The organism is Streptomyces sp. NPDC000594, assembly GCF_040299965.1.
In the GTDB taxonomy this organism is placed as follows: Bacteria; Actinomycetota; Actinomycetes; order Streptomycetales; family Streptomycetaceae; genus Streptomyces.
In genome coordinates, this window is sequence record NZ_JBEPCY010000010.1 from 26,164 (window position 1) to 46,880 (window position 20,717).

Genomic DNA, 20,717 nt, shown 5'->3' on the forward strand with positions numbered 1-20,717 from the left:
AAAAGTGGACGTCGCGAGGGGTGGTGCCGTGTCGGCGCAGCACCACCCCCCGCTTGTTGACATGATCGTCCACTACGGGGTCGTCCGGGTCGCCTCCGGGGCGGGTCCGCCGGTGGCCCGGCGGCCCGGGTCACCCGCCCGCCCGCGCCCGTTCCACCACGGCGCCGAGCGTCTGCGCGGGGTGCAGGGTGCCGAAGGCCAGACCCCCGTCACCGCCCAGCCGGGAGCCGCAGAAGGCGTCCGCCACCTCCGGCGGGGCCCACCGCACCAGCAGCGAGCCCTGGAGCACCAGGGCGATGCGCTCCACCAGCCGCCGGGCCCGTCCCTCGACACCCTCCAGGTCGGCCAGGTCGGTCAGCAGCCCCTTGATCGCGCCGTCCAGCCGATGGTCGGCCCCCCGGGCCGCGCCGACCTCCCGGAGGAAGGCATGGAGCGCCCGGGGCTCCCGCTGGAGCGCCCGCAGCACATCCAGCGCCTGGACATTGCCCGAGCCCTCCCAGATCGAGTTGAGCGGGGACTCGCGCAGCAGCCGGGGCATCCCCGACTCCTCCACATAGCCGTTGCCGCCCAGGCACTCCAGGGCCTCCGCCACCATCGGGACGCACCGCTTGGTGACCCAGTACTTGGCGGCGGGCACCGCGATCCGCAGCAGGGCCCGCTCGTCCTCGGTGTCCGCGTCGTACGCGGCGGCCAGCCGCAGCCCCAGCACGGTCGCCGCCTCCGACTCCAGCGCCAGATCGGCCAGGACATTGCGCATCAGCGGCTTGTCGGCGAGCGGCCCGCCGAAGGCGTTCCGGTGGGAGGTGTGGTGGATCGCCTGGACGACCGCCTGCCGCATCAGGGCGGCCGAGCCGATCACACAGTCCAGCCGGGTCGCCGCCACCATCCCGATGATGACGCTCACCCCCCGGCCCTCCTCGCCGACCCGGCGGGCCCAGGTGCCGTCGAACTCCACCTCCGCGGAGGCGTTGGAGCGATTGCCCAGCTTGTCCTTGAGCCGCTGGAGGAGGAAGGGGTTCCGGGTGCCGTCCGGGAGCACCCGGGGGACCAGGAAGCAGGTCAGACCCCCGGGGGTCTGGGCGAGCACCAGAAAGCCGTCGGACATCGGGGCGGAGCAGAACCACTTGTGCCCGGTGAGGAGGTACTCCCCGGCGGCGTCCAGCGGGACGGCCGCCGTGGTGTTGGCCCGGACATCGCTGCCGCCCTGCTTCTCCGTCATACCCATGCCGAGGAGATTGCCGGGCTTGGACGAGGGAACGGCGAGCCGTCCGTCGTACCCCCGCGCGGTCAGCCGGGGCTCCCACTCCGCCGCCAGCCCCGGATCGGTCCGCAGCGCGGGGACGGCGGCATGGGTCATCGACAGCGGGCAGCCGTGGCCCGCCTCCGTCTGGGTCCACACCAGGAACCCCGCGGCCCGCCGGACATGCCCCGAGGGCCGCCCCCAGGCGTCCGTCAGCCCCGCCGCGACCGCGTGGCCGAGCAGCCGGTGCCAGTCGGGATGGAACTCCACCTCGTCGATCCGGTGGCCGTAGCGGTCATGGGTGCGGAGCCGGGGAGGGTACTCATTGGCCCGCGCCCCCCACTCCTGGGCCTCGGCGGAACCGGCCGCCCGGCCCAGCGCGGACAGCTCCCCGGCCACCTCCCCGGCCAGCTCCGCCGGGACATGCCGGGCCACCGCCTCGCCCAGCGCCCGGTCGGAGGCGAAGACGTCGTATCCCACCAGGGGTGGAGGCTGGTTGATCACTGTGTGGGTGCTCGCTGCCATGCCGATACGGTAAGGAGGTGCAGGCTGCAAATGAAACACCTGAGCGGCCATCGGGCCGACTCCACCGGGCCCGGGTCCTCTACCGGAACGTCTCCAAACGGAGGATGACGTGGCTGCTGCTGAAGGACACGGTGAACTCGTGCATCGAGTACCGGATCCTGGGGCTCGCCGCTGAGGCGGCGTTCTTCACTCTGCTGTCCCTGCCGCCGCTGATGCTCGGTCTGCTCGGTCTGCTCGGCTACATAGACGACTGGACCAACACCACCACGGTCGCCTCGATCGAGCAGAACATCCTCAACGCGGCGGGGACGGTCCTCTCGGAGCGGGGCGTCAACGACGTCGCCAAACCGCTCCTGGAGGACGTCACCCATGGGGGGCGGCCGGACCTGATCTCCATCGGCTTCGCCATCGCCCTCTGGTCCGGCTCCCGCGCGGTGAATGTCTTCATCGACACGATCACCGTCATGTACGGGCTCGACGGACAGCGCGGGATCGTGGCCACCCGGCTGCTGGCCTTTCTGCTGTATCTGATCGCCCTGGTGATCGGCGCGGTGGTGCTGCCGCTGGCGGTGGTCGGCCCCGACCGGCTGGTGGAGCTGGTGCCCTGGGGCACCACCCTGGTGACCGTTCTGTACTGGCCGGTGGTGAGCCTGCTCTCGATCGCCTTCCTCACCACCCTCTACCACGTGTCCGTGCCGGTGCGCTCCCCGTGGATCGAGGACGTTCCCGGGGCGCTGGTGGCGCTCGGGATGTGGGTGCTCGGCAGCTTCCTGCTGCGGATCTATCTCACCAGTACGGTGGAGGGGCCGACGATCTACGGTTCGCTCTCCGCGCCGATCGCGGTCCTGCTCTGGATCGGCATCTCGGCCTTCGCGGTCCTGGTCGGCGCCGCCGTGAACGCGGCGATCGACCGGGTCTGGCCCTCGGTGGCCACCTCCGCCGCCCGTGCGGAGGCCGAGCGCCGCCGGGCCGCCGAGGCCGCGGAGGTGGTCGCCCGCGCCCGCGCGGCGCGCCTCTTCGAGGAGGCGGAGGAGTCCGAGGACGAGGACGACTGGGACGGGGACGACTTCTTCGTCGGCGGGGACGGCGAGATGCCCGCGGAGTACCCCGAGCGCTGGTCCCGCTTCCTGCCGCCGGAGGACGTCCGGGCCCGGCTCCACTCCCACCGGGGCGCGGGTCACCGCACCCCCCCGGCGGGTCACCGGGGCCCGCCGGGACCCCCGGGCGACTGAGCCCCGTACCGCCGCCGTACCCCCGCCCCCGAGCGCACCCCGCGCCGGGGGCGGCCCGCTGTCCGGACACCCCACGGGGCGGGTACGGGAGCGTGGGCCGCGCCGCGGCCGGAACGGGTGCCATGGGCCCTCGTCCGCCGGGGCCGCGGGGACTTCCGGGCGGAGGTCCGGAAGCCCGTGCCCGGCGTACGCCGCTGACCGGCAGCGCGGTGCGGCCCCGGTGGGGAGGAGGACCGCGCCGGGCGCTGTGGACGGCCGGTGAGTGTGTCCGGGCACCGGATTATGCTGCTGGGCATGTACAGGGAACGGATCTCGGCGCTCGCGGGGGCCGTGGTCTGGGAGGCCCGTACCGGCGCCGGGCACCGGGTCGTCCCCGACGGCTGCATGGACCTGGTGTGGACCCCCGGACGGCTGCTGGTGGCCGGGCCCGACACCCGCGCGCAGGAGCCCGGCGGACACCCGCCCGGCACCCGGTTCGCCGGGGTCCGCCTCGCCCCCGGGACCGCCCCCGCGCTGCTGGGGGTCGCCGCACACGAACTGCGCGACCGCCGGGTCGGCTGGGCCGACCTCCGGGGCGACGCGGCGGCCCGTACCCTCACCGGCCGGCTGGACACCGCCGCCGACCCCGCCGCCGAACTCGAACGGCTCGCCCTGGAGCTGGGGGCCGCCGCGCCCCGGACCCCCGACCCCCTGCTGGGCGCGGTGGTACGGGCCCTCGCCGCCGGGTCCACGGTCCGCGCCGCCGCCGACGCCACCGGGCTCGGCCCCCGGCTGCTGCACCGCCGCTCGCTGCACGCCTTCGGCTACGGCCCCAAGACCCTCGCCCGGGTGCTGCGGTTCCAGCGCGCGCTGGGCCTGATCCGCGCGGGCACCCCGCTCGCCACCGCCGCCCTCGCCGCGGGCTGCGCCGACCAGGCGCATCTCGCCCGCGAGATCAGGGCCCTGGGCGGGACGACGCCGAGCGCCTACGCCGCGTCGGCGAAGAGGGAGACCCCGAGGCCGTCCGGGTCGAGCACCACCGCGTAGCGCTGCCCCCAGGCGGCGTCCCACGGCGGCAGATGCCCCCGGTAGCCGGCGCCGGTCAGCTCCGCGTAGACCGCGTCGACCTCCTTCGGGCCGTCGCAGCGGAAGGCCAGCCCGATCCGCTCCCCGCCCACCGGCGGGGCCCAGGCGGCGTCGAAGGAGCGGATGACCTCCTCGGTGTCCCACAGGACCCGCAGCCCGCCCGGGGTCACCGTCTCCACATGCGGGGCCTGCTCGGCCCCCTCGGGGATGTCGAGCCCCAGCCGGCGGTAGAAGGCGAGGGAGGCGGCCATGTCGGCGGTGACCAGGGAGACGCAGTCGAGTCGTGGTGTCATGCCGCCACCGTAGGCCGGGCCGGGTCCCGGGGTCTTGAAGAAAACGGACGCCCGGCCCCGGGCGCGGTGCGCGCCCGGGGCCGGGCGTCCGGGTGGACCGGCGGAAGAGCGGGGCGGATCAGCGGGAGGCCGGGGCGGCCGCCCTCCCGGTCCGGGCGGCATCCGCCGCGCCGGGGGTGAGCAGCCGTTCGGCCAACTGGCCGAAGACCACCCCGTACACCGCCCACAGCGTGCTCTGGATGGCCAGCGTCGCCAGCCGGAACTCCCAGACCACCGCCGCCGGGAAGCCCTTCGGCACCTCCGAGAACGACGGCAGGAAGGCATAGGCCAGCCCCACCGCCACCACAAAGGCGGTGCCCGCGGCCACCGCCGCGTTCCCGGTGCCCAGGCGTGGCGCGAGCCGCTGCCCGAGCAGGATCGCCGCCACCCCCAGCAGCACACTGAGCACGATCATCAGGAAGTAGAGCGCGGTGCGTTCGCCGATGGTGTCCGGGTCGCCGACGGCGGGCGGGTTGGGCGGGTACTTCAGATAGGGCACCAGATAGACCGTCACCAGCGCGCCGAGCGCCACCAGCGCGGCGGTGGCCCGCGGCCCGAAGCGGCCGATCCGGCCGAGCGCCACACAGTAGGCGAGGGCGGCGATGCCGCCGATCGCCACACCGAAGACCAGCACCCCGGTGGCGAGTCCGGCGGTGGACTGCATGGCCCGGCTGACGAGTTCCTCGCCGCCGTGCTCATGGGAGTGGGCCTCCTCGAACGCGATGGCCGCGTCCACCGGGCCCTCGCCGAGGAAGTACGCCACCAGCATGGCGACGGCGCCGGCGATCAGCCCGGCGAGCATGCCGCGCACCAGCAGGGCGCTGACAGAAGGGGAGTTCATGAGGGATGGCTCTCCCGGCTCAGTGGCAGGGGAAGCCGAGCAGATGCCGGCCGTCGTGGACCCACTCATGGACCCCCTCGCCGGAGAGCAGCGCGGTCGCGCCCTGCTCCGCGCCGACGAAGTAGAGCAGGACCAGCATCAGCAGGCCGAAGAAGGCGGCCCAGGGCGCGATGGCCCGGAGCGAGAGGGGGACGACGGCCGGTGCGGCGGTCGCCGGCGCGGTCGACTGGGCCATGGTGGAACCTCCTGGGGAACACGCGTCCCGATCGTGGTACCTGGTGTGGAGCGGTGACAAGGGCGGGTCTGACTCCCCGCGCGAACGCGGGTCCACAGTGGCGCGACCGTGCCGGATTTCCACCGGACTTCCGTCAACTCGTCATGTACACACGGGACCGTACCGTGGGCGGGGCGGAATTCGCCATGGTGGGCGATGGCCGAAAAAAGCTGGGGAGGGTTGATCACCGCGATGACCGGGACGACGGGGACAACGGGGATGACAGGGACCACGGGGGCGACAGGGACGACAGGGACCACGGGGGCGACGGGGACCGCGCAGGCAACGGCGGCGACCGCGAGGACGGCCACGGCGGCGGCCCGGACGCTGCGCCTGGGGCTGATCACCCCCGCGACGACCGCGGGGCTCCGGGAGGCCCGGTCCGACCCGGAGGAGCCCCTGGACGCGGCGGGGCTGCGGGCCGCCCGCGCCGCCGCGGGCACCCTGCCCCCGGCCGGGCGCACGGTCTGCGGACCCTCCCGGCGCTGCCGGGAGAGCGCCGACGCGCTCGGGCTGCGCGGCCCCGCCACCGAGGAGCCCGGCGCCCCGCTCGCCGACTGGGACCTGGGCCGCTGGCGGGGCCGGAGCCTCGCCGAGGTGGGCGCCGCCGAACCGGAGGCGGTGGCCCGCTGGCTCGCCGACCCGGACGCCGCCCCGCACGGCGGCGAGTCCCTGACCGCCCTGGTCGCCCGCGCGGGCGCCTGGCTGGACGCCCTGCCGCCCGGCGGCGGCCGGCTGCTCGCGGTCCTGGACCCCGCCGTCGTCCGCGCCCTGCTGACCCATGCCCTCGCCCTGCCCCCGGCGCTCTTCTGGCGGCTGGACGCCGCCCCGCTGACGCTGACCGGGCTGACCTCCCGGGCGGGCCGCTGGAACCTCCGCTGCGGCACCCCGCTGCACCCCTCCCCGCCGCCCGGAGCGATCTCCACGAACCAGGCACCGGACGGCTGTTGAGGGCAAACCACCCGGTGCGGGAGATATCCCAGGTCCCTGTTTGCGACGGGCCGCCGTGGTGAAGGATGGGGCCCCATGAGGACCTTTCCGTACCGCGCCGCCCCCCTCGCGCTCGCCGCCCTGCTGGCGTCGGGCGCGGTCGTCACGGGTGCCGCCCCCGCCGCCGCCCATGCCGGGGTGAGCGCCTCCGACGCCCGCGCCCTGGCGGAGAACGTCACCCTGACGTTCACCTCCGAGGCGGAGTCGAAGGACGCGGGCATCGCCCGGCTCCAGGTCGTGCTGCCGCCGGGGCTCTCCCTGGGCGCGGTGAAGTTCGGCAAGGCGCCCAAGGGCTGGCGCTTCTCGTACGCCCAGGGCAGCTATGTCCTCACCGGCAAACCCCTCCCGGTGGGCACCGACGCGGTCCACACCATCCGGCTCCGGCAGCTGCCCGACGCCCGGCGGGTGGTCTTCAAGACGGTGGAGACCTACTCCGACGGCGAGGTCGCCCGCTGGATCGAGGAGCCCGGCACCGACGGTGACCACCCCGCACCGGTGCTCCGGCTGGGACCCGCCGCCAAGGGCGCCTCGCTCCAGCCGCTCCAGCCGCTGCCGACACCCAGCGCCGGAGCCTCCGCCGGGGCCTCCGCCTCGCCGGGCCCCTCCGCCACCGCGTCCTCCTCCGTACCCCCCGGCGCCCTGGTGCCGGAGGGCACCCCCGGCGGCACCAGCCCCAGCGGAGCGCCTCCGGGGGCGGCGCGGGCCGACGGCCCCGAGGGCACCGACGACGGCTCCGGCTCCTCCGACTCCGACAACACCGGCACGGTGGTCGCCGCGGTCGTGGCCGCCGTCGCCGTCGTCGGCGGGGTCATCGGCTGGCTGCTGTGGCGCCGCCGCTCGGCCGGCTGACCCGGCGCGCCCTCCGGTGGTCCGGGGCCAGCACCGGCTCCGGGCCATAGGCGCGCACCGCCAGCGCCACCGAGGCCGCGCACCCCTCGGCGCCGCACTCACAGGCGAACTCCACCACCGTCGCGGTGGCGTCCCCGGGCGCCCAGGGCCGGGCGGCGAAGTCCCGGTACTGCCCGGCGAGCGCGGTGTTGGCGTACCGCAGCAGCTCGGCGCGGTCCCCGTCGGTGGCCGCGCCGCCCGCCAGGGCGTCCCCGAAGTACGCCTCGACCTCGGCGGCGGTCTCCACGACCCCGCGCCGCCCGTCGACCCGCAGCACCGCGCCCCCGTACCGCTCCACCTCCGTCTCGATCACCTCGGCGAGGGAGGTGTACAGCGCCAGCGGCCCCGGTTCCAGGCGCCGCTCGGCCAGCCGCTCCCGCTGGAGGGCCGCGGTCGGCAGCAGCCAGAGCGCGCGCGGGCCGGTGCCCACGGCCGAGGGGGTGACGGGGGTGCCCTCCACCAGGGTGGGCGGGAAGGCCGGCAGCGCCCGTACCTCCTCGGCGACCATCGGGCCGCGCTCCCGGTGCAGTGAGCGGGCCAGCAGCTCATCGGCGGGCGCCGACCAGCGCTCCGCCCGGGGCAGCGCCTCCCAGCGCAGCGCCGCCGGATGGCCCGCCGCCAGCGCCCGGTCGCGATGGGCCCAGGTGCGGGTGTCCGTGCTGTAGCGGCGCAGCCCGTGCCGGCGGGCCAGCAGCGCCGCCACCGTCGTCTTGCCCGCGCCCGGCGGCCCGCCGAGCCAGAGCGCCGCCATTGATCCGCCGCCCGTACCGCCCGTACCGCCCGTAGCGTCTGTACCGCTCATGTCTCCCCCGTACCGCCCGTACCGTCCGTACCCTCCGTACCGTCCTGAGTGTCGTCCGGCAGCGGCTGTTCCGTCCAGATCACCTTGCCGTCCGGGGTGTAGCGGGTCCCCCAGCGGTCCGCGAACTGCGCCACCAGGAAGAGCCCCCGGCCCCCCTCGTCGGTGCTCGCCGCCTGCCGCAGATGGGGCGAGGTGCTGCTGTGGTCCGCCACCTCGCAGATCAGCGCCCGGTCGCGGACCAGCCGTACCCGGATCGGCCCGTCGGCGTACCGGATGGCATTGGTGACCAGCTCACTCAGGATCAGTTCGGTGGTGAACGCCTCGTCCCCCAGCCCCCAGGCGGTGAGGGTACGGGAGACCGCGCCGCGCACCTCGGCCACCGCCGACGGGTCGGACGGCACATCCCACTCGGCCACCCGTGCCGTCTCCAGCCTGCGGGTACGGCCCACCAGCAGGGCGATGTCGTCCCGGGGCCGCTCGGGCAGCAGCGCGGCGAGGACCGCCTCGCAGATCTCCTCCGGGGTCCGCTCGGGACGGCCCTCGACGGTCCGCCGCAGCAGATCGAGCCCCTCGTCCATGTCCCGGTCGCGGTCCTCCACCAGACCGTCGGTGTAGAGCAGCAGCGAACTGCCCTCCTCCAGTTCCAGCTCCAGCGTCTCGAACGGCATCCCGCCCAGACCCAGCGGTGGCCCGCCCGGCACCTCGGCGAGGAAGGCGGTGCCGTCCGGGCGCAGCACCAGCGGCTGGAGATGTCCGGCGCGGGCCATCGTGCACCGGCCCGACGCCGGGTCGTAGATGGCGTAGAGGCAGGTCGCGCCGGTGATCCCGGAGTCGGTGCCGTCGCCGGGGCCGTCCGTGTCCAGCCGGGTCACCAGCTCGTCCAGATGCCACAGCAGTTCATCGGGCGGCAGATCCAGGGTGGAGAAGTTGTGCACCGCCGTCCGCAGCCGTCCCATGGTGGCGGCGGCGTGCAGACCGTGGCCCACCACATCGCCCACGACCAGCGCCACCCGGGCCCCCGGCAGCGGGATGATGTCGAACCAGTCGCCGCCGACGCCGCCGAGCCCGCCCGCGCCCGCCTGGGCGGGGCGGTAGCGGTGGGCGAGGTCCAGGGCGCTCTGTTCCGGCAGCCCCTGCGGCAGCAGACTGCGCTGGAGGGTCACCGCCATGGTGTGCTCACGGCTGTAGCGGCGGGCGTTGTCCACGCTGACCGCCGCCCGGGCCACCAGCTCCTCGGCGAGGGAGCGGTCCTCCTCCTCGAAGGGCTCCGGGGTGGTGTCCGAGCGCCAGAACATCGCCACGCCCAGGATCGCCCCGCGGGCCCGCAGCGGCACCGCGATCATGGAGTGGAATCCGGCCTCCACCAGCTTCACGGCCCGCTCGGGGGACTGCTGCTGCCAGCCGTCGTACGCGGTCAGGTCCCGCTCCAGGATCCCCTCGCCCTTGCCGAGTCCGGCACCCATCCGGGTGGACGGGAGGAAGTGGATGCTGGTGCCGATGGCGAAGTGGGCGGTCTCGTCGCCGATGCCGCCCGCCGCGATCCGCCGCATGTCCTCGCCCGCCCCGGTGGACCTCGGCTCCTCGCCCCGCAGCACCGCCTCCACCAGGTCGACGGTGGCGAAGTCGGCGAACCGGCCCACCGCGAAGGAGGCCAGCTCCTCGCAGGTGCGCAGCACATCCAGGGTGGTGCCGATCTCGACCCCGGCGTCATAGAGGAGCTTCAGCCGGGCCCGGGCGACATCCGCCCGGCCGGTGAGCGCCCGCAGCTCGGTGGTGTCGCGGATGGTGGCCACACTGCCGGGGGGTCCGCCGTCGCGGTCGGTGGGGCGCTGGTTGACGGCGAGCAGCCGGTCGCCGACCTGGTGCACCTCGTCGGTGACATCCCGGCCGGAGGTGAGCAGGCGCGCGGTCGCCGGGTCGAGGCCCACCTCGCTGAGGTGCCGGCCCTCCACCGTCGCGGGCAGTCCGAGCAGCCGCCGGGCCTCGTCGTTGGCGAGGAGCACCCGTCCGCCGTCGCCCACGATGAGCACCCCCTCCCGGACGGCGTGCAGCACCGCGTCATGGTGCTCGTACATCCGGGTCATCTCCTCGGGACCCAGGCCATGGGTCTGCCGCCGCAGCCGCCGGGTGACCAGCGCGGTCCCCCCGGTGGTGAGCAGCAGGACCGCCGCGCCGACCCCGAAGAGCAGCGGGAACTGGTCCTCCACCACGCCGCTGACCTTGGCCAGGGTCACCCCGGCGGAGACCAGTCCGACGACCTTCCGGTCGGCGTCGTAGATGGGGACCACCGCCTGGACCAGCGGGCCGATGGTGCCGTTCAGCCGCTCGGTGACGACCTCGCCGCGGAGGGCGGGGGCGTACTCGCCGACGAACTTCTTCCCGATCCGGTCGGGTTTGGGGTGGGTGTAGCGGATCCCGTCGGTGTTCAGGACGACGATGAAGTCGACATGGGAGCGGCGCCGGGCCTCCTCGGCGCTGGGCTGGAGGACGGCGGAGGGGTCGCGGGTGCGGAGCGCCGCGGCGACCCCCGGAGAGCTGGCGAAGGTCTCGGCCACGGAGACGGACCGGTTGACGGCCTCACGCTCGCTGTCGGCGTGCGACTGGAGCACCAGGGCGACGATGCCCGCCGCCACCAGCAACAGCACGATCACCACTTGGAGGAGAAAGACCTGCCCGGCCACGGTCCGCATGCGCAGAACCGAGCCTGGGCGACCGTAACGTGCGGCCATGTCCTCTTTCTACACCTCCCGCAAACGGTGGGCCATCCGCGCACGGTAGAGCGCGGAGGTCACCCGCGTGACCCCTTTGGGCAAATCTCGTCACGCGTGTGACCTCCGAAACCTCTGACATCTCCCGGGACGCCCACCGGGACACCCACCGGGTCAGCGCAGCCGCAGCACCTCGGCGAGGGCCTCCTCGACCGCCTTCTCCGGGTCGAGCGCGCCGCCGGGGGAGCGCCAGGCGACAAAGCCGTCCGGGCGGACGAGGAGCGCGCCCTCGCCGGTGGTGCCATGGGTGCCGGTCCAGTCGCAGCCCTCCTCCGGGACCAGGTCGGCGAGGGGTCCGTCGCCGATGGCGTACACATCCAGCGGTACGGAGAGCCGAGCGGCGGCCTTGGTCGCCGCGTCCCGCCAGACCGCCTCGCCGCAGAGCAGCACCATGGACCGTTCGTACAGATCGAGCGTGGACAGCCGTTCGGTACCGGCGCCGGGGACGGTCCGCCGTACCCACAGATGGGGGGCGCGGGTGCCCGGCTCACCGCCGAGCGAGAGCCGGTCGGGGACGACCGGTCGGGCGGTGTCCACGCCGACCACCGCGCCCGCCCGGTAGGAGTACCCCATCGCCACCGTGAGCACCCCGCTGCGGGGGCCGCCGGGGAGCGTGGGGGCGGCATAGCCGGGGTGGCTGTGCTCGGCGGAGCGGGCCGACGCCCGCTCCCCGGTCGCCTTCGCCACCGGCTGCCGCTCCTCGCCATAGGTGTCCAGCAGCCCCTGGCCGGCCCACCCCTGGAGGACCGCCGCCAGCTTCCAGGCCAGGTTGTGGGCGTCCTGGATGCCGGTGTTGGAGCCGAAGGCGCCGGTCGGGGACATCTCATGGGCGGAGTCCCCGGCGAGCAGGACCCGGCCCATGCCATAGCGCCGGGCCACCCGTTCGGCGGCGTGCCAGGGCGCCTTGCCGGTGATCTCCACATCGAGCCCGGGAGCCCCGACCGCCCGCCGGATGTGCTCCCGGCAGCGCTCGTCGGTGAAGTCCTCCAGCGTCTCGCCGCGCTCGGGGTGCCAGGGGGCGTGGAAGACCCAGCGCTCGGCGTTGTCCACGGGGAGCAGCGCCCCGTCGCCGTCCGGGGTCGTCAGATAGCAGACGATGAAGCGCCGGTCCCCGACGATGTCGATCAGACCGCGCGAGGTGAAGGTCAGGCTCACATTGTGGAACAGCTCGCCGGGGCCGCTCAGCCCGATGCGCAGCCGCTCCCGTACCGGGCTGCGCGGTCCGTCGGCGGCGACCAGATAGTCCGCCCGTACGGTGGTGCGCTCGCCGGTCGTCCGGTCCTCCAGCAGGGCGCTGACCCCGGAGGAGTCCTGGGTGAAGGAGAGCAGCTCGGTGCCGAAGAGCAGCTCGGCCCCGGCCTCGGCGGAACGTTTCGCCAGTACCGGCTCGATGTCGTTCTGACTGCACAGACACCAGGTCGTCGGGCTGATCCGGGACAGTCCGCCCCCCGGGTCGATCTCCTTGAACAGCCATGTCTGGTCGTCGCCGGTGAGCGACCCGGCCTGGAGGATCCCGTGGTTCTCCGCCAGCACCGCCGCCGCCTCGCGGATGTCCTCCTCCACCCCCGCCCGGCGGAACAGCTCCATCGAGCGGACGTTGATGCCCCGCCCGCGCGGATGCGTCGAGGTACCGGCGTGCTTCTCCACCAGCAGATGCCCGACGCCATGGCGGCTCAGGAACATCGAGGTGGAGAGGCCCACCAGGGACCCGCCCACGATCAGGACCGGCACGCGCAGGTCGGTGGTCTCGGTTCTCTTGGCGTTCTCAGCTGTCCCTTGCATGCAATCTGTGTGCCCGTCACGGGGCCGCTTGCCCCGCCCATTCACCCGCATGGTGCCCATCTCTCGCGCCACACGTGGCAGCGCATCACGATCGGTTCACGGGAGCGCCCCGGGCACCCGGCGCGGCGCCCGCGCGCGGGCCGAGGCCGGCCGGCGGCGGCGACTCCCCCCGATGACGACGACGGGCCCCGTCCCCAGCGGCGGCGCGGTCACCAAGGAGTGAAGAGGAATGACGACGTTGTCCGAGCGCATATCGCAGTCCGCCTTCGACGGATCCCGGCTCCGGGTCGTACTGCTGCTGGACCTCTACGACGGCTGCCAGAAGCAGTTCCTCGAAGCGTACGAACACATGCGCAACCATGTGGCGTCGGTTCCGGGACACATCAGCGACCAGCTCTGCCAGTCCATCGAGAACCCCTCCCAGTGGCTGATCACCAGCGAGTGGGAGAGCGCGCCCCCCTTCCTCGCCTGGGTCAACAGCGAGGAGCATGTCGCCACCGTGATGCCGCTGCACAGCTGTGTCCGGGACACCCGCTCCCTCCGCTTCAGCGTGCTGCGGGAGACCGGGCAGGCCTTCGCCGGCACCCCCGACCAGGAGCGGGGCGGACTCCAGCCCTTCCCCCGGGTCGGCGACGGCGTGGTCCGCCACGCGCTCACCTTCACCGTCAAACCCGGCAGCGAGAAGACCGTGGCCAAGATCCTCGCCGGCTACAGCTCCCCCTCCGCCCGGGTCGACCACCAGACCAGACTCCGCCGCACCTCCCTGTTCATGCACGGCAACCGGGTGGTCCGGGCCATCGAGGTCCAGGGCGATCTGATGGCCGCCCTGCGCCATGTCGCCCGCCAGCCCGAGGTACGGGCGGTCGAGGAGGCCATCAACCCCTATCTGGAGCAGGACCGGGACCTGGACGACGGCAACTCCGCGCGGCTCTTCTTCACCCGCGCCGCCCTCCCCGCCGTCCACCATGTCTCCGCCGACGGCCGGGAACCCGAGGAGGTCAACCGGCACGCCCTGCTCTACCGGGCCAAGAAGGAGTGCGGCCTCGCGGTCGCCCGGCTGCTCGCCCGGCAGGACGAGCACGCCGCCGAGGACCCGGCGGGCCCCGTCGTCGGCAGCACCGTCTTCCAGCGCGACGACATCGTCGTCCGGCTGATCGACATCCAGGGACCGGTGGACGACCACCCGGCGCTCGCCCTCGGCGTCCACGGCCCGCGCAAGGCGGCCGTCCTGGCCCGGCTCCTGGAGGACGGCGACGCCCTGCTCGACGCCGACCACCGGGACCTCGCCCACCGTGTCCGCGACGCGGACATGCAACTGATCACCGACCGGCTCGCCGCGCCCGACGCCTGACCGCGCACGGCCACCACCGGCCGACCGTACCCGCGACCCCGGATGCCGCACCCCGGGACACCGGAAACCCGTCCCGGACCCGGACGGCCGCCCACTGGAGGAAGAACACCATGACCACCACCGGCCCACGCATCGTCGACCTGAGCGAGACCCAGCCCAACACCCGGCGCGGCGGCGATCTGCGCGCCCTGCTCACCCCCACCGCCGTGGGCTCGACCAGCGGATTCATGGGACTGGCGATCATCAAGCCCGGGGAGCGCATCGCCGAGCACTACCACCCGTACTCCGAGGAGTTCGTCTTCGTGGTCAGCGGACGCCTGGAGGTCGACCTCGACGGCGTCACCCATCCCATGCGCCCCGACCAGGGCCTGATGATCCCGCTGAACGTACGCCACCGCTTCCGCAACATCGGCGACGAGGAGGTCCGGATGGTCTTCCACCTCGGCCCCCTCGCCCCCCGGCCCGAGCTGGGACATGTCGACACCGAGGAGACCCCCGCCGAAGCCCCCACCCCAACGGCCACCGCCCCCGGCCACGCCGGACCCCCGGAACGCTCCGGAGCGGTGTCGTGAGGCGCCGGGTCGCGGTCACCGGGATCGGCGTCGTCGCCCCCGGCGGCGTCGGTGTCCCCGCCTTCTGGGACCTGCTCGCCGCCGGACGTACGGCGACCCGGGGCATCACCCTCTTCGACCCGACGGGATTCCGCTCCCGGATCGCCGCCGAGGTCGACTTCGACCCCGCCGCGCACGGACTCGACCCCGAGACCGTCGCCCGCACCGACCGCTACATCCAGTTCGCCCTGGTCGCCGCCCGGGAGGCGATACGCGACGCCGGGCTCGAACCCGGGACCGTCGCCCGCACCGACCCCTGGCGGACCGCCGTCTCCCTCGGCACCGCCGTGGGCGGCACCACCCGCCTGGAACACGACTACGTCCATGTCTCCCGGCGCGGCGAACGCTGGGACGTGGACCACCGCGCGGCCGACCCCCACCTCCACCGCGCCTTCTCCCCCTCCACCCTCGCCTCCGCCGTCGCCGAGGAGATCGGCGCCCGCGGACCGGTGCAGACCGTCTCCACCGGCTGCACCTCCGGCCTGGACGCCGTCGGCTACGCCTTCCAGGCCATCCAGGAGGGCCGCGCCGACATCTGTGTCACCGGCGCCACCGACTCCCCGATCTCCCCCATCACCGTGGCCTGCTTCGACGCCATCAAGGCCACCTCACCCAACAACGACGACCCCGAACACGCCTCCCGGCCCTTCGACGCCCACCGCGACGGCTTCGTCATGGGCGAGGGCGGCGCCGTCCTCGTCCTGGAGGAGCTGGAACACGCCCGCGCCCGCGACGCCACCGTCCACTGCGAGATCGGCGGCTACGCCACCTTCGGCAACGCCTACCACATGACGGGACTCACCAAGGAGGGCCTGGAGATGGCCCGTGCCATCGACCTCGCCCTGGACCACGCCCGGGTCGACCGCACCGACGTCGACTATGTCAACGCCCATGGCTCCGGCACCAAACAGAACGACCGCCATGAGACCGCCGCCGTCAAACGCTCCCTCGGCGAGCACGCCCGTACCACCCCGATGAGCTCCATCAAATCCATGGTGGGCCACTCCCTCGGCGCGATCGGCGCGATCGAACTCGTCGCCTGTGTCCTCGCCATGGACCACCAGGTCGTACCGCCGACCGCCAACTACGAGACCCCCGACCCCGAGTGCGACCTGGACTATGTGCCGCGCACCGCCCGACCCCGCAGGCTGCGCCATGTGCTCTCGGTGGGGAGCGGGTTCGGCGGCTTCCAGTCCGCGGTCGTGCTGACCCCGTCCAGTGGGAGGGCACCATGACCGACCCCCGGCCCGATCGCCCCACCGTCATCACCGGTATCGGCGTCGTCGCCCCCAACGGCATCGGCGCGGATGTCTTCTGGAAGTCGACGCTGGAGGGCATCTGCGTCCTCGACCGGATCTCCCGCGAGGGCTGCGACCGGCTGCCCCTGAGGGTCGGCGGCGAGGTACGCGATCTGGAGCCCCGCTCCCTGGTCGAGGACCGCTTCCTGGTGCAGACCGACCGCTTCACCCACTTCGCCATGGCCGCCGCCGACCTCGCCCTCGCCGACGCCCGGCTGGGCCGCGCCGACTACCAGGACACCCCCTACGACATCGGCGTCGTCACCGCCTCCGGCTCCGGCGGCGGCGAGTTCGGCCAGCGCGAACTCCAGAACCTCTGGGGCCAGGGCTCCCGCTTCGTCGGCCCGTACCAGTCCATCGCCTGGTTCTACGCCGCCAGCACCGGCCAGATCTCCATCCGGGGCGGCTTCAAGGGCCCCTGCGGAGTGGTCTGCAGCGACGAGGCGGGCGGCCTGGACGCCATCGCCCACGCCGCCGGGGCCATCGCCCGGGGCACCGGCGCCGTCATCGTCGGCTCCGCCGAGGCCCCCCTCGCCCCGTACTCGATGGTCTGCCAGCTCGGTTACGAGGATCTGAGCCTCGCCGAGGACCCCGCCCGCGCCTACCGCCCCTTCACCGCCGACGCCTGCGGCTTCGCCCCCGCCGAGGGCGGCGCCATGCTCGTCGTCGAGGAGGAGTCCACCGCCCTCGGGCGTGGCGTCCTGCCCCGCGCCCTGGTCGCCGGGCACGCCGCCACCTTCACCGGCGCCGCCCGCTGGACCGACTCCCGCGAGGGCCTCGCCCACGCCATCCAGGGCGCGCTGCGGCAGGCCCGCTGCGCCCCCGAGGAGATCGACGTGGTCTTCGCCGACGCGCTCGGCGTACCGGAGGCCGACCGCGCCGAGGCCCTGGCCCTCACCGACGCGCTCGGCTCCCATGGCCGCCGGGTCCCCGTCACCGCCCCCAAGACCGGCATCGGACGGGCCTACTGCGGCGGCCCGGTCCTCGACACCGCCACCGCGGTCCTCGCCATGGAGCACGGCGTCGTCCCCCCGACCCCGAATGTCTTCGACGTCTGCCATGACATCGACCTCGTCACCGGCAAGGGCCGCCGGGTGCCGCTGCGCACCGCGCTGGTGCTCAGCCGGGGGCTGATGGGGTCGAACGCCGCCCTGGTGCTGCGCGCCGCGGACCCGGGACGGACCCCTTCCACCACTCACAAGGAGCAGAAGCGATGACAGAGGCAGTCACCCCGGAGGAACTGGCCGGTCTGATGCGGCAGAACGCCGGCATACAGGTCGAGCCCGGCGATCTGGCGGACCGGCCCGACACCTCGTTCGAGGAGTACGGGCTGGACTCGCTGGGCCTGCTCGGCATCGTCGCCGCGCTGGAGAACCGGCATGGCATCACCATGCCCGCGGACGCCGAGAAGTGCCTGACCCCGCGGGCCTTCCTGGAGCTCGTGAACTCATCACTGACCAAGAGCGGAGCCTGAGCGTGTCCGGACACACCGAGAACGAGATCACCGTCAACGCCCCCCTGGACGTGGTCTGGGAGATCACCAACGATCTGGAGAACTGGCCGCAGCTCTTCAGCGAGTACGCCTCGGTCGAGGTGCTGGAGCGGCAGGGGGAGACCACCACCTTCCGGCTGACCATGCACCCCGACGAGAACGGCAAGATCTGGAGCTGGGTCTCCGAGCGCACCCCGGACCGGGCGGCCCGTACCGTACGGGCCCGCCGGGTGGAGACCGGCCCGTTCCAGCACATGGACATCCACTGGGAGTACAGCGAGGTCCCCGGCGGTACCCGGATGCACTGGCGGCAGGATTTCGCGATGAAGCCGGACGCCCCGGTGGACGACGCCTGGATGACCGACAACATCAATCGCAACTCGAAGATCCAGATGGCCCTGATCCGGGACCGTATCGAGGAGCGGGACCGGCAGCGCCGGGCCGCGTCCGCCAACTGACCCGGGAGCCGTGATGACCACCACCCCTGCACACCAGGCACTGCTGGTGGCCCGGATGGCACCGGGCTCGGCCGACGGAATCGCCAAGCTCTTCGCCGAATCCGACGACGGAGAGCTTCCCGGGCTCGTCGGGGTCCACCGGCGCAGCCTCTTCCAGTTCGGCGATGTCTACCTGCACCTCATCGAGGCGGACCGGCCCCCGGGCCCGGCCATCGCCGGGGTGCACGACCACCCGGATTTCCGTGCCCTCTGCGAACGGCTGACCACCTTCATCAGCCCGTACGACCCGGAGAGCTGGCGGGGTCCCAAGGACGCCATGGCCCAGCGCTTCTACACCTGGGAGCGCGGCCCGTCCTGACGGCGGGGAGCGGGAGAGCCGCCCCACGGCCGCGCGCTGCGGCCGGGGGCGGCTCTCCCACGTCCGGGACGCCTCACCCCGGGACGCCTCACTCCGGGCTCACTCCACGAGGGTCTCCGGCGCGTCGGCGGGCGCGGGCGGCACCACCGCCTCGAAGGCATGCAGATAGGCGTTGACCGGGCGGATCGTCCCCGGTACGAGCCCCGCGCCGGTCATCCGCTCCACCATGCTCCGCCGGGTGTGCTTGGCGCCGCCCACATTGAGCAGGAGCAGCAGATCCATCGCGGTGGTGAAGCGCATCGAGGGGGTGTCGTCCACCAGATTCTCGATCACCACCACCCGGGCGCCGGGCCGGGCCGCCGCGACCACGTTGTGCAGGGTGGCGCGGGTGCTGGCGTCGTCCCACTCCAGGATGTTCTTGATGATGTAGAGGTCGGCCGCGACCGGGATCTCCCGGCGGCAGTCGCCGGGGACCACGGTGACCCGGTCCGCGAGATCGCCGTCCGCCCGCAGCCGGGCGTCGGCCCGGTCCACGACACCGGGCAGATCGAGCAGGGTGCCGCGCAGCCCCGGATGCCGCTCCAGCAGGCTGACCAGGACATGGCCCTGGCCGCCGCCGATGTCGGCGACCGAGGTCACCCCGGTGAGGTCCAGCAGATCGGCCACGTCCTCGGCGGACTGTCTGCTGGAGGTGGTCATGGCCTGGTTGAAGACCTGCGCCGACTCGGGCGCGTCCTGGTGGAGATGGTCGAAGAAGCCCTTGCCGAAGACCTCCTGGAAGACGGCCCCGCCGGAGCGGACGGCGTCGTCCAGACGCGGCCAGAGGGCCCAGGTCCAGGGCTCGGTGCACCACAGCGCGATGGCCCGCAGACTGTGCGGGTCGTCCTCGCGGAGCATCCGGGACATCTCGGTGTGGCAGAAGGTGCCGTCGGGCCGCTCGTCGAAGACGCCCTGGCAGGCCAGGGCGCGCAGCAGCCGGCGCAGCGGCTCCGGCGCCACGTCCACCGCCTGGGCCAGCTTCTCGGCGGTGGCCGGGACATCGCCCAGCGCGTCGGCCAGCCGCAGCCGGGCGGCGGCACGGACGGCGGCGGCGCAGGCGGCCCCGAAGACCAGTTCGCGCAGCCGCATCCCCGGGGGCGGGGCGGAGTCAAGGGGGACGGTCTCGACGGGTCGGGTGCTCAGCGTGGTCATGCGCGTTCACTCTCTCCTGGCGGTCCGGCCGGGTACGCGGCGGAACGGCGGATACGGCGTACGGGGTGGCGGGCGGCGGATACGGCGTTACGGGTACGGGTACGGGGCGGTGGGCCCGGAGTGCGGGCCCGTCAGCACATCCCGGCGGGCTCGGAGGTGGCGCAGGTGTTGTCCGTGAACCGGTTGCCCGATCCGCCGCCGCCGTCGATGAGATCGGCCTTCGCATTGCCGCGTACGTCGTTGTGCTCGATGACGTTGTCGGTGTTGGCGGCGCCGACGAAGCTCTTGAAGAGGACGATCCCGCCGGACATCGGCCAGGCGCCGACGTTGTCCCGGATCCGGTTGTCGCGGATGACGGTGGCCTCGGAGCCGGTCAGGACGATGCCCGAGCCCTGGAGGGCGGGCAGCCGGTCGGTCGCCCGGCAGAAGGTGTTGTTCCGCTCGATGGTGTTGGAACGGACCGTCATGGCGCCTGCGGCGGGCCGGGACTCGTCCCCGACGATGAACATCCCGGCGCAGTTCCCGGTGATGACATTGGACCGGACGGAGAGGTTCCGGACCCTGCGTACGGTGATGCCGATACGGTTCCCGGTGGCCCGGTTGTCCGCGATCACCGTGCCCCCGGTGTCGGTGGCGCCGCCCTCGGCGTCCACGGCGTTGGCGACGAAGATGCCCGCGTCGCCGTTCTCCCGGACGGTGTTGTTCCGGAGCGCGGCCCGGGTGGAGCGCTGCTGGGCGATGCCCCAGACGCCGTTCTCCTCGGCGGTCACCTCCCGGACCAGCAGCCGGTCGGTCCGGGAGGCCCACAGGCCGTGGCCGCGGAAACCCCGCACGGTGAGGGAGCGGACCGAGACCCCGGCCGGCTCCGCCCCCTCGGTCCCGATGACACAGATGCCATGACCCGCCGTGGCGCAGCTGTGGCCGGTACGGGAGCGGGTCTGCGCGGGGGTGAGGACGGTACGGGGGCCCGCGCCGCGCAGGGTCAGCTCCTTGGTGATCAGCACGCTCTCCCGGAAGGTGCCGGGGGCGATCACCACCGTGTCCCCGGGGCGGGCCGCGTCCACCGCCGCCTGGATCGAGGCACCCGGCCGGACGGTGTGCTGCCGTGGCGCGGCGACGGCGCCCGGGGCGGTGGCGAGCCCGGCGACCAGAGCGGCGGCCACCGCTGTACACCATCCGATATGCGTGAGATGAGGTTTTTGTCCATGTGTCATGAGGC

At 73.7% G+C, this 20,717-nt stretch carries 20 protein-coding genes; 11 read left to right on the forward strand and 9 right to left on the reverse strand.

Annotation, left to right across the window (positions count from 1 at the left end; all coding sequences use genetic code 11):
• Nucleotides 1-130 precede the first annotated feature (130 nt).
• Complete coding sequence (locus tag ABT354_RS16560; protein WP_351494173.1) at nucleotides 131-1,765, reverse strand: acyl-CoA dehydrogenase family protein; 1,635 nt, start codon at nucleotides 1,763-1,765, stop codon at nucleotides 131-133.
• 17 nt (nucleotides 1,766-1,782) lie between these two features.
• On the opposite strand from ABT354_RS16560, the gene ABT354_RS16565 reads away from it, so the two are divergent.
• On the forward strand, nucleotides 1,783-2,997 hold the full coding sequence (locus ABT354_RS16565) for a YihY/virulence factor BrkB family protein (RefSeq protein ID WP_351494175.1): 1,215 nt from the start codon (nucleotides 1,783-1,785) through the stop codon (nucleotides 2,995-2,997).
• A 294-nt stretch (nucleotides 2,998-3,291) separates the two neighbouring features.
• A complete protein-coding gene (locus ABT354_RS16570; protein WP_351494177.1) occupies nucleotides 3,292-4,023 on the forward strand; it encodes a helix-turn-helix domain-containing protein in 732 nt (243 codons plus the stop codon).
• Here the strand turns inward: ABT354_RS16570 and ABT354_RS16575 are convergent.
• The 3 genes from ABT354_RS16575 to ABT354_RS16585 form a co-directional block, all read right to left on the reverse strand.
• Nucleotides 3,963-4,355 (reverse strand): VOC family protein, encoded by a 393-nt coding sequence (locus ABT354_RS16575; protein WP_351494179.1) that lies wholly within the window; start codon nucleotides 4,353-4,355, stop codon nucleotides 3,963-3,965. The genes ABT354_RS16570 and ABT354_RS16575 overlap by 61 nt on opposite strands.
• 118 nt (nucleotides 4,356-4,473) lie before the next feature.
• Complete coding sequence (locus ABT354_RS16580) at nucleotides 4,474-5,235, reverse strand: CbtA family protein (RefSeq protein ID WP_351494181.1); 762 nt, start codon at nucleotides 5,233-5,235, stop codon at nucleotides 4,474-4,476.
• Nucleotides 5,236-5,254: 19 nt separating this feature from the next.
• Nucleotides 5,255-5,470 carry a CbtB domain-containing protein gene (locus ABT354_RS16585; protein WP_351494183.1) on the reverse strand — a complete coding sequence of 72 codons (216 nt, stop codon included), beginning with the start codon at nucleotides 5,468-5,470 and terminating at the stop codon, nucleotides 5,255-5,257.
• 258 nt (nucleotides 5,471-5,728) lie between these two features.
• Between ABT354_RS16585 and ABT354_RS16590 the strand changes: the two genes are divergently transcribed.
• Nucleotides 5,729-6,460, forward strand: a complete 732-nt coding sequence (locus tag ABT354_RS16590) for a histidine phosphatase family protein (RefSeq protein WP_351494185.1) — start codon at nucleotides 5,729-5,731, stop codon at nucleotides 6,458-6,460.
• Nucleotides 6,461-6,535: 75 nt separating this feature from the next.
• Nucleotides 6,536-7,348, forward strand: a complete 813-nt coding sequence (locus ABT354_RS16595) for a DUF1775 domain-containing protein (RefSeq protein WP_351494187.1) — start codon at nucleotides 6,536-6,538, stop codon at nucleotides 7,346-7,348.
• On the opposite strand, the gene ABT354_RS16600 is transcribed toward ABT354_RS16595, so the two are convergent.
• The 3 genes from ABT354_RS16600 to ABT354_RS16610 form a co-directional block, all read right to left on the reverse strand.
• On the reverse strand, nucleotides 7,308-8,189 hold the full coding sequence (locus tag ABT354_RS16600) for a hypothetical protein (protein WP_351494189.1): 882 nt from the start codon (nucleotides 8,187-8,189) through the stop codon (nucleotides 7,308-7,310). The two genes, ABT354_RS16595 and ABT354_RS16600, sit on opposite strands and share 41 nt — an antisense overlap.
• On the reverse strand, nucleotides 8,186-10,918 hold the full coding sequence (locus ABT354_RS16605; protein ID WP_351494191.1) for a SpoIIE family protein phosphatase: 2,733 nt from the start codon (nucleotides 10,916-10,918) through the stop codon (nucleotides 8,186-8,188). Before ABT354_RS16605 ends, ABT354_RS16600 begins: the two co-directional genes overlap by 4 nt.
• Before the next feature lie 153 nt (nucleotides 10,919-11,071).
• Nucleotides 11,072-12,739, reverse strand: a complete 1,668-nt coding sequence (locus ABT354_RS16610) for an FAD-dependent oxidoreductase (protein WP_351494193.1) — start codon at nucleotides 12,737-12,739, stop codon at nucleotides 11,072-11,074.
• A gap of 229 nt (nucleotides 12,740-12,968) precedes the next feature.
• On the opposite strand from ABT354_RS16610, the gene ABT354_RS16615 reads away from it, so the two are divergent.
• From ABT354_RS16615 to ABT354_RS16645, 7 genes are all read left to right on the forward strand, one after another.
• Nucleotides 12,969-14,090 carry a SchA/CurD-like domain-containing protein gene (locus ABT354_RS16615; protein ID WP_351494195.1) on the forward strand — a complete coding sequence of 374 codons (1,122 nt, stop codon included), beginning with the start codon at nucleotides 12,969-12,971 and terminating at the stop codon, nucleotides 14,088-14,090.
• Between the two features lie 110 nt (nucleotides 14,091-14,200).
• A complete protein-coding gene (locus ABT354_RS16620) occupies nucleotides 14,201-14,662 on the forward strand; it encodes a cupin domain-containing protein (RefSeq protein ID WP_351494197.1) in 462 nt (153 codons plus the stop codon).
• Complete coding sequence (locus ABT354_RS16625) at nucleotides 14,659-15,936, forward strand: beta-ketoacyl-[acyl-carrier-protein] synthase family protein (protein WP_351494199.1); 1,278 nt, start codon at nucleotides 14,659-14,661, stop codon at nucleotides 15,934-15,936. Before ABT354_RS16620 ends, ABT354_RS16625 begins: the two co-directional genes overlap by 4 nt.
• The gene (locus tag ABT354_RS16630) at nucleotides 15,933-17,216 is read left to right on the forward strand and encodes a ketosynthase chain-length factor (protein ID WP_351494201.1); all 1,284 of its coding nucleotides are present in this window, start codon (nucleotides 15,933-15,935) and stop codon (nucleotides 17,214-17,216) included. The genes ABT354_RS16625 and ABT354_RS16630 overlap by 4 nt, the downstream gene beginning before the upstream one ends.
• A complete protein-coding gene (locus tag ABT354_RS16635) occupies nucleotides 17,213-17,473 on the forward strand; it encodes an acyl carrier protein (RefSeq protein ID WP_351494203.1) in 261 nt (86 codons plus the stop codon). Before ABT354_RS16630 ends, ABT354_RS16635 begins: the two co-directional genes overlap by 4 nt.
• A 2-nt stretch (nucleotides 17,474-17,475) precedes the next feature.
• Nucleotides 17,476-17,949, forward strand: coding sequence for an SRPBCC family protein (locus ABT354_RS16640; protein WP_351494205.1), 474 nt, complete (start codon nucleotides 17,476-17,478; stop codon nucleotides 17,947-17,949).
• Nucleotides 17,950-17,962: 13 nt separating this feature from the next.
• On the forward strand, nucleotides 17,963-18,307 hold the full coding sequence (locus tag ABT354_RS16645) for a TcmI family type II polyketide cyclase (protein WP_351494207.1): 345 nt from the start codon (nucleotides 17,963-17,965) through the stop codon (nucleotides 18,305-18,307).
• A gap of 99 nt (nucleotides 18,308-18,406) precedes the next feature.
• On the opposite strand, the gene ABT354_RS16650 is transcribed toward ABT354_RS16645, so the two are convergent.
• Both ABT354_RS16650 and ABT354_RS16655 read right to left on the reverse strand, forming a co-directional pair.
• A complete protein-coding gene (locus tag ABT354_RS16650) occupies nucleotides 18,407-19,498 on the reverse strand; it encodes a methyltransferase (protein WP_351494209.1) in 1,092 nt (363 codons plus the stop codon).
• A gap of 131 nt (nucleotides 19,499-19,629) precedes the next feature.
• Nucleotides 19,630-20,712 (reverse strand): right-handed parallel beta-helix repeat-containing protein, encoded by a 1,083-nt coding sequence (locus ABT354_RS16655; RefSeq protein WP_351494211.1) that lies wholly within the window; start codon nucleotides 20,710-20,712, stop codon nucleotides 19,630-19,632.
• Nucleotides 20,713-20,717: the final 5 nt, after the last annotated feature.